5 protein-coding genes and 1 pseudogene are annotated in these 8,230 nt (G+C 58.3%); 2 read left to right on the top strand and 4 right to left on the bottom strand.

Going from position 1 to position 8,230, the window contains the following annotated elements; translation table 11 throughout:
* A partial coding sequence (locus SM764_RS22405) for an Ig-like domain-containing protein (RefSeq protein ID WP_369002851.1) occupies window positions 1–543 on the bottom strand: 543 nt, incomplete at its 3' end.
* A 260-nt stretch (window positions 544–803) separates the two neighbouring features.
* Here SM764_RS22405 and grrM point away from each other — a divergent pair.
* Entirely contained in the window at window positions 804–1,925 is a 1,122-nt protein-coding gene (grrM, locus tag SM764_RS22400) for a cyclophane-forming radical SAM/SPASM peptide maturase GrrM/OscB (RefSeq protein ID WP_369002850.1), read from the top strand.
* On the opposite strand, the gene SM764_RS22395 is transcribed toward grrM, so the two are convergent.
* The gene (locus tag SM764_RS22395; RefSeq protein WP_369002849.1) at window positions 1,879–4,323 is read right to left on the bottom strand and encodes a tryptophan halogenase family protein; all 2,445 of its coding nucleotides are present in this window, start codon (window positions 4,321–4,323) and stop codon (window positions 1,879–1,881) included. The genes grrM and SM764_RS22395 overlap by 47 nt on opposite strands.
* A 12-nt stretch (window positions 4,324–4,335) precedes the next feature.
* Window positions 4,336–5,262: an alpha/beta fold hydrolase gene (locus SM764_RS22390; protein ID WP_369002848.1), complete on the bottom strand. Its 927-nt coding sequence runs from the start codon at window positions 5,260–5,262 to the stop codon at window positions 4,336–4,338.
* A gap of 908 nt (window positions 5,263–6,170) precedes the next feature.
* On the opposite strand from SM764_RS22390, the gene SM764_RS22385 reads away from it, so the two are divergent.
* Window positions 6,171–7,295: a DUF4365 domain-containing protein gene (locus SM764_RS22385; protein WP_369002847.1), complete on the top strand. Its 1,125-nt coding sequence runs from the start codon at window positions 6,171–6,173 to the stop codon at window positions 7,293–7,295.
* 467 nt (window positions 7,296–7,762) lie between these two features.
* Here the strand turns inward: SM764_RS22385 and SM764_RS22380 are convergent.
* Window positions 7,763–8,143, bottom strand: a pseudogene (locus SM764_RS22380) (transposase); the annotation flags it as partial.
* Between the last annotated feature and the right edge of the window lie 87 nt (window positions 8,144–8,230).

Genomic DNA, 8,230 nt, shown 5'->3' with positions numbered 1-8,230 from the left:
GGACCCATCCACCGCCACGCTCACGCTGCCAAGGCCCGACTGCACACTCGCCGCCGTCACCACCAGCAGGTCCGAGGCATCGACGTCGCTGTCATTGGCCAGCACGTCCAGCACAACCGCGTTGTCCTCGGAGGTCGTGCCCGCGTCCGCCACGGCCACCGGGCCGTCGTTGCTGCCGGTCAAGGTAATCGTGATGGAGGTGGTCCGAACATAACCTTGCGTGTTTCGGACCGTGTACTGGAGGCTTTCTGTCGTCGTTTCTCCATCCGCGAGCCAGTCGTAGGCGCTGCCGGCTTCGAAGGTAAACAACCCGTTTCCGACATATGTCAACTCTCCGCCACCGGAGAGCACGACCACATCCCCGATGGCGATGGTGATCCCGTTCAGATGGGTGACGCTCATCGAGCTGCTCGAGGAATCGTTGGCGAGAACATTGAACGAAACCGTCCCGTTCTCGTCGGTGGAGGCATTGTCCGAGTAGGCGTTCAGGTAAGTGTTCGAAAAATTGTACCAGTTGTTCCAATTGCTCCAATGCCAAGGCATGTTTCGAACCCTCATCATATAAAGATTTCGGAAATTTTGCTCGACCGGGTGACGTGGTGTCAAGGAGCTGATAAATCTCGGAACTTGGCGAACAAGCCAGGATCAGCAGCGTCGGGACAACGAAAGCTGGCGCGAACTGGCGGCAATTGGACAGTGATAGGTTGCATAAGCCCATGACGGACCTCAAACCTGAAAGCAACGTGCGACAGTGGTTTCGCGGCACACTGAGACCTGGTCGGAGATCGCCTCTCGAGCTGTTGATGGTGCAATCCACGCGCTTCTGCAACATTGACTGCAGCTATTGCTATCTGCCCTTTCGTACACAAAAATCTCGCTTTGATACGACCTTTTTCGCGCCCCTTTTCGAGGCTCTGCAAAGGGCCGGGCTTCTGGACCGCCAACTGACAGTTCTCTGGCATGCCGGAGAGCCCCTGGCCCTGCCCGCAGAATTCTACCAAGAGGCGTTCGAGGAGCTGGCGCGCCTCTGCCCGGATGGTCTTGATCTGATGCATCATGTACAGACGAACGCCATGCTGCTGAGCGACGCCCACCTCGATCTTTTTCAAGAGTGGAATGTCCAGATCGGGGTCAGCATCGATGGTCCTGATTGGATCCATGACAAGAATCGCCTGACCCGGTCCGGCAAGGGAAGCCATGCGGCCGCCATGAAGGGGATCGCGAAGCTGAGGGCGCGGAACATTCCCTTTACCTGCATCGCGGTTCTGACCGCCGATGCCCTGTCCTATCCGGACGAGATCTATGACTTCTTCAAATCGCTGCGCTGCTACAATGTCGGCTTCAACATCGACGAGGAGGAAGCCATCAACGATACCTCCAGCATGGCCGCTGACGGTGTTCAACAGGCCTATGCCGCGTTCCTGAAACAGATACACAACCGCATCCGCAATGACCCGCACCCCCTTGGCGTGCGTGAATTCGAGAACGTGTCGCAGAGCCTTGGCGGATGGTTTGCCCGCGAGGCGCCGAACTGCACCGAAAGCAACCCGCTGTCGATCCTGTCGATCGATGCCGAGGGCTATCTTTATACCTTCTCACCCGAATTCGTCGATGTGGCCTCGGAACGCTACGCAGACTTCAAGATCGGCCATGCCCGCGACATTGTCTTTGAGAAACTCTATGAGACGGAACCGTTTGCCAGTCTGAACCGCGACATCAAGGAGGGCGTCTTCAACTGTCGGCAAAGCTGCTCCTATTTCGATGTCTGCGGCGGCGGCGTGCCCTCGAACAAGTTCTTCGAGTTGGGGGAGCTTGCAGGAACCGAGACGAATTTCTGCCGCCTGACCCGCAAGACACTGGTCGATACGGTGCATGACATCATGGCCGAGGCGCATCAGGCGCGTCGCGACGCGCTGCAACGATAGACCGGAACCTGCCGAGAAACGTCAGCGTCACATCCTGCGCACTGGTCGTGGCCCCGTCATGCACGACGTTTTCCGTTGGCGCGATGTAGGCTTCGCCCGGATCGATCCGGATGCGCATGATCGGCATCGAAGGATGGAGCCGCATGAAATGACGGCCAAGGTCGGTCGGGTTTATGCGATGCAGCCGTGCCTCCGGCAAACCGGAGAGCCTCCCCATCTCGCCGATCGTGATCGGGGCGAACAGCAAGTGTCGCGCATTGCTGCCGAGGTTGATGCAGAGCCGGTTCGGAACGCGGTCACGCTCGCCGAGCATGGTCTTCGACCAGCTGTCCACGTGAAGCCCGATCAAGGGTTCTTCAGGTCCCTGCCGTGTGACCGTCGCCATGCCCGCGGGATGGGAGATCACGCTGAGGCAGCGCATTTCCCCCTCGCAATGGCCGGACAGCTCGGTTTTCAGCCGCTCCAGCAGAGCCGCATATTCCTTGCTGGCCGGTGTCGTCAGCGGGTCTGCACCGGGACGTGCGAACATTGCCCGCAACGTCGGCACCGCTGATCTGTTGTCGAAGGTCAGGATCTCGAGCAGGCGCCCCGATGGTGCGTCCTGCTCCGGTGTCAGGGCTGTCTTTTCTTCGGGAGTGGGGATGCGCCATCTTGGGTCCGGGACAAGGGCGTCTGGCTGGTAGTCTTGGGCAGCCGCGGCAGGCGGTGGCATCGTTCCGGCAGAGAGTTCGACGCGATCCACGAAGTCGGGTGTCACGAAAAGCGCGGCCTGGCCTTCTCCAGGATGAAACGCGCCTCCGGCTGCCGCAGTCGCAGCAACTGGCGGGGGAGTAGCCTCTTCATCCAATGATATCGCCTCGAGAACCGCGGCATGAGACGACAATTGCGACACCGCACGCCCGGTCCCCTGGGCCACGAGCCGCCGCAAGGCCTGCGCCTGCGCGATGCTCGCGGCGCGCGGTGTGTCCGGGAGGTGGTTCATGCCGTAAAGCACCGACCGGGCGCTTTCGAAGCTGAACATGCGCGGCACCGTGTTGTCATCCGCGCTGTTTGGCTCGCGGGCGCGCCATTGTTCCAGCTTGTCCCGCAACCCGTCCGTCAGCCTTTCGGGCGCGGTCGCGTCTTTCCAGAATGGCGTATCGCGCCGTCCGGACAGCACGTAGTGCATGATGATGAACTCTGCCGTTTCATCGAACACGGCCCGCATGCGGCGAGTATACTCCCGCGCTGCCGCAGGCATCCCCTGGCCGAAAATCAGGGTCTGTGCCAGCTGGTAAGCGCCGATTTCGATGAAACCGATACCTGTCGACTCAAGCGGCTCCAGGAAACCGGAAGCCAATCCGACCGCGGCGCAATTGCCGATCCAGAAATCTTCGACCCGCCCGACGTCCATGCGAAGGCGACGCACGTCGATCTTGTCCCCGTCTTGCCCCGCAGCCGTGCGCAGAAGGGCCTCCGCTTCGTCGTCACTGCAATGGGCGCTTGAATAGACCTGTCCGAAGCCCCGCCGGTGGGCCAGGTCCAGGTCCCAGGTCCAACCATGCCGACGCGCTGTCGCGGTGGTGAAAGGGCGCGGCTGTCCCGACCTCACCGGAAGCTGCGCCGCAACGGCTCGATCGCAAAGCAGGTGGTTCCCGAAAGGTTTGAAAACGGATTTCAAGGTGCCGCGCATCAGGACCGATCTGAAACCGGTGCAGTCCACGAAGAAATCGCCCTCGACCTTCTGTCCGTTGCCGGTCTGGAGACAGCCTATCGTGCCGTCCTCGTTCCGCTCCACAGCTTCGACGACCGCATCGACCACGCGAATGCGACGCCGTTGGCCGATGCGGCCCAGCCAGTCTCCCATCGCTTCCGCGTCAAGATGGTAGGCGTATTGAACAAGCCCGTCGTAGTCCGGCATGTCCGCTGTTTTTGGCGGCAAGCCGCGTTCGGCCAATTCGGTCTGCACCCCCTGGAACCGGCTGTAGTCGGCGGCAAGGGCGCTCTGACCGATCAAGGCTGCAATCTCGGCAACCGGGGCGTCGAATACCTTCTGCGTGGAGGCGGCAGGATGGTAGGGGCTGAACCGTTCGAACTGTCCGCTCACGTTGCGCTCGAACGGGTGAAAATACGCATCGCCGCCATTTTCGGGCCCGCTGCGCCAATCCACGAAGCGAATGCCGTGTTTGAAGGTCGCGCCGGTTTCCCGCATCAGATCGCGTTCCGACAGGTCGAGACGCGCCAGGGTCTGCTTGAGGCTGGGAATCGTCGCTTCACCGACGCCGATCCGACCAATGGCGGAGGGTTCGATAACGGTGATCTCGATCGGGCCAGTGCGGCTTGACGGCACGAACTTCTTCAAGGTCAGCGCAGTCAGCCAGCCCGCAGTGCCGCCACCTACAACAATGATCTTCTTCATGGTGCGAACTCCTCAGGCGTCGTGCAGGTCCTCTGTAATGAGCGCTGCTAGGCGCTGGTCCAATTGGGGCGCGCCTCCACAGTGGCCTGCACCGGGGATCATGTGCAAGCGTGATCGGGGCAGGCTGCGTGCCAGTCGCTCCACGGTTTGCGGATCCGAAACGAGGTCACTGTCGCCCTGCAACAGCAAGACCGGCACGTCGAGCGATCCCGCAATGTCCAGGCAGCTTGTCGACTGCAGGAAAAATCGGTTGGCGAAATAGTGACAAGACACCTGCGCATAGGTCAGATGAAACCCGGATTGCAGCAGGGCGTGGTCAAGCGCCGTCTCGGCTCCCAGCGTGGAGGCCTGTAATTCGTACTCGACCCATTTTCGGCAGGCATCGCTTTGGGCCGGACCAACCGGCCCCATGACAAGCCGGCTGAAATGCTCGATGATACGATCCGGGGACGCATTGCGCACCGTACCGAACGCCCTATGCCATACCTCGGGCAGAATCTCGCGGGATCCCATCAGAAAATGCTCGGTTTCGACATTGGACCCAAGGAACGGGCTGTAGAGTAGCATCTTCTCGACCCGTGCGGGGTAACGTGCCGCATAGATCAGGGCCAACGCCGCGCCCCAGGAACCCGCCACGATCCTGAGTCGGTCCAGACCGACAGATTCCCGGAGCCGTTCTATGTCGTCGACGACATGCCAGGTCGTGTTGTCCTCGAGGCTCCGGACCGGACGCGATCTCCCGCAGCCTCGCTGATCGAAAGCAATCGCACGAAAGCCGTCGGGTACAAGATCGAGCAAGGTTTCAGATGACGCCCCGCCTGGACCGCCGTGCAGGAAAAGCGTGGCGCTGTCGTGCCGGGAGACGCCGCGTTCGACACAGAAAAGTGCGTGCCCTGGATCGACGTGCAACATCCATTTTCGATATCCGACCGTCTTCATTCGTGTCCCTTGCGATGGACTGGCGTGACGTCTCTTCACTCCGCGGAGCGTAGTCGGGAAGCTTTGTGGGATCAACGACGAACGGTCGAACTTTCAGTCGTGCAAACCGGCGCAGTGCTCAGGGATCCCATTGGAAACGCCGTGCTGTGACGGTTCCGCAAATCCAAATGTCAGTGATTCTGGAGCTCACCCGCAACGTCGGTCCGCTGTCAGTACAGAGATGACCTCGGCCCGTCCAAAATGCTGCACGATGCGTCAAGCGTCTGGTTCGGCAAACCCGCGCCGCAGCGAGATGGGCGCCCTTCAAAGGGCTTATTGGGTCTTGTGCGCCAAACGACGCCGCCAAGATGGCCAAGTGACAAGCCGTAGCGTCGCATGTGGGCTTCCCATAATGTCGGTGTTTCGCAAAGCGGTGCGTGGCTGGTCCGCTACAGGTCGATTATGGATTGCCTCGAGGGCTTTCCTTGTCGATCCTTGATGGATGTTGTCGATCCTGGGCGAAAACTACGAGAAAGTCAGAGGTACGGACGCTGTGCTTTGGCGCGGTGATCTCTTGCTGTTCGATAAGTCCTGTGGAGAGGACTGCAAAGTATACATGGCCTGTATCGCCAACAATTCTAAAACTTCCAGCTGATAAACTACGTCGGACACAAAGCTGGCGCGGTGATGTGCGCCATGATCCCGATGGAAGCATCTCAGCCCGGATCTTTGAACATTCGCCTCTCGTGGCTGCGCGATAACGGGAGGCAGTTCATTCCGACTGGGTCGTTCAAGACCACCAAATTTTTCGGATGGAGTGGGACAGAAAAGCCTGACAGCCAATCGGAAACGTCACTGCGGAAATGGAGAACGGCAACTTCGTCCTTGCTGCTGACCTCAGGCCGTTGGAAATGCTGCAGCAGGGATGAATGTCTACTTTCGAGACGCTGCGCTGCTGCACCGGCACTCGTTTCGAACGGCAGGATTGGGCCGTCGTTTGGGTTTGCGGAGCGATCGCGTTCTTTGCAATGACACTTCAGCAGATTAACGTAAATCAAACATCTACACTACGAAAGCCGAGGAACATGAGCAAGATAAGAACCGGAGCTGCGGGAGTTAGCCTAGTGTCTCATCGTGTCCAAGGGCAACTCAAGAGCGATTGGCAAGATGTCGATGCTGAAAATGACGATGCCGTGGACGGTATTGTCCTTCTAAGGCATCGCGAGAAGTTTTCGGGCAGGATGCTCTTTGTGCAGGTAAAGAGCGGCCCCAGTTTCAAGAAAGAGAGTAGAAGCCTGGGCAAAGACTCAATCGGCGTCGCCATTGGTAGAGGCTACATCGAAAAACACAGGTCGAGATGGAACGCGCTGCCGGGACCTGTAATCCTAGCTTACGTTGAAGACCCCGACAGCTCTAAGTCACCAATTTATTGGCAAGATCTTAAATCAGATGCCTCATACTCAAAAGTTAACTCTGATTTAGTCGTAATTCCTAGGAGGAAGACGTTTGGAAGTGAGGCAAAGGGTGAGCTACGCAAGATGGCGGGATCAGTTCCCGACAGCTATCCGCTCCAGGAAATCGATATGCGACCAACGAGGTCGCTACTTGCGACTCCCGGTTTTTCCTTGAGGCTCGCAAAAGAGTTCTATCGGGAGTGGTCAAGCTCAACAGACCGCTTTCATCCTGAATTGGGGGAAATCTTCGTGACGAACGCAGGCTGGCGGCACATAACCCGGCAAGGAAGAAGACCAGACAACATATTAAATTCACTTTTGCTTCTTGAGGCTGCTAGAAAAATGGTTTCACAGGGCGCGGATTGGCGCCAGCTTGGATCGGCCAAAATCAACGAACGAACTGAAACGCTTGATATTCTAGATACGTTATCATTAAGGGCGAAGATCGTCTTTCGCCAACGCGCCGCAGCGCCTGTTCAAGTGATTTTGCAACGGGTTCGCTCTGTTTGCCGGAAAACAGGCTCGACTGCCACGAAGATCAAATTTCTTAGCGTCCACGAACTGCAGCGAGGAAACTCGAGGTATTATGGGGAAGTCTGATGAACCTTGCGCCCAAGCGCTACTGAGACAACCCGAGGGGTCTCACCCTTCATTTATGGCAGAAGGTGGCCGCAAACGCAGGTTCATCAAGTCATATATATCTTAGCTGGCGCCGATATTCCACACGTATCCTACAGTTAATCGATGTCTGATTGTGGTCTGCTGCATTGCAGCGCGCTCAAGTTTCTCGAGGGGCAGGTTTGGGCCGGTTTACCCCCTTGGGCCCACGGAGCAAACCCAACTTTGTTAGGCTAAACTCCGCGTTCTGGCTGTCGTCCTTGACCGCCGCTTCAAAAAACACCAAAGGGGCCCATTTGGACCCCTTGGCTACCTCGCAACCTCTTCGGTACTCACACTTGCGGTTGAACTGTCAAACGACAGCGGGGGAGCCCTTGCAGTCGATCACGAACTCCTATCTTTGTAAGAATAACGGCGGATCAACACCTCGTCCAGCCGCGACGGACCTACTGACGTGCCAGTTCAATCATACCGGTAACCAGCCGGGCGTCGTCGGCCGGGCCTTGGGGCACCTTCTTCTGCGTGGATCGCTGCTGCCCCAGGGCACGGCGGCGAGAGGGGGGCAATAGCTTCCCTTGGCGGCTTCCACAAGGATCAGCTTATCCAGCGTCAGATCCGAGATGGCCTTTCTAAGCCGTTCGTTCTCTTGTAGCGGCGCACGAGTTCCCTGAGTCGGTCGGTTCCCATACCGCCATACTGCTTGCGCCAGCGATAATAGATCTGTTCGGTTATGCAAACTCTCGTATCGCATCCACGCGTGTCGTGCCCTGTCCGATAAGTACCTCAAACTGCCGCAGTGACCTGCCCCCCGAAATCTCCCGCACTTTAATGTAGAGTTTGCTCAACCTCTTGATGGAGCAAACAGATGCGAAAGAGCCGTTTTACAGAAGCACAGATCATCGGAATGATCAAAGAAC

It is taken from the genome of Pseudophaeobacter sp. 1A16562, assembly GCF_041008785.1.
Lineage (GTDB): Bacteria > Pseudomonadota > Alphaproteobacteria > Rhodobacterales > Rhodobacteraceae > Phycobacter > Phycobacter gallaeciensis_A.
Note: the sequence above shows the minus strand (reverse complement) of the source record. Positions and strands in the feature narration are given on the sequence as shown.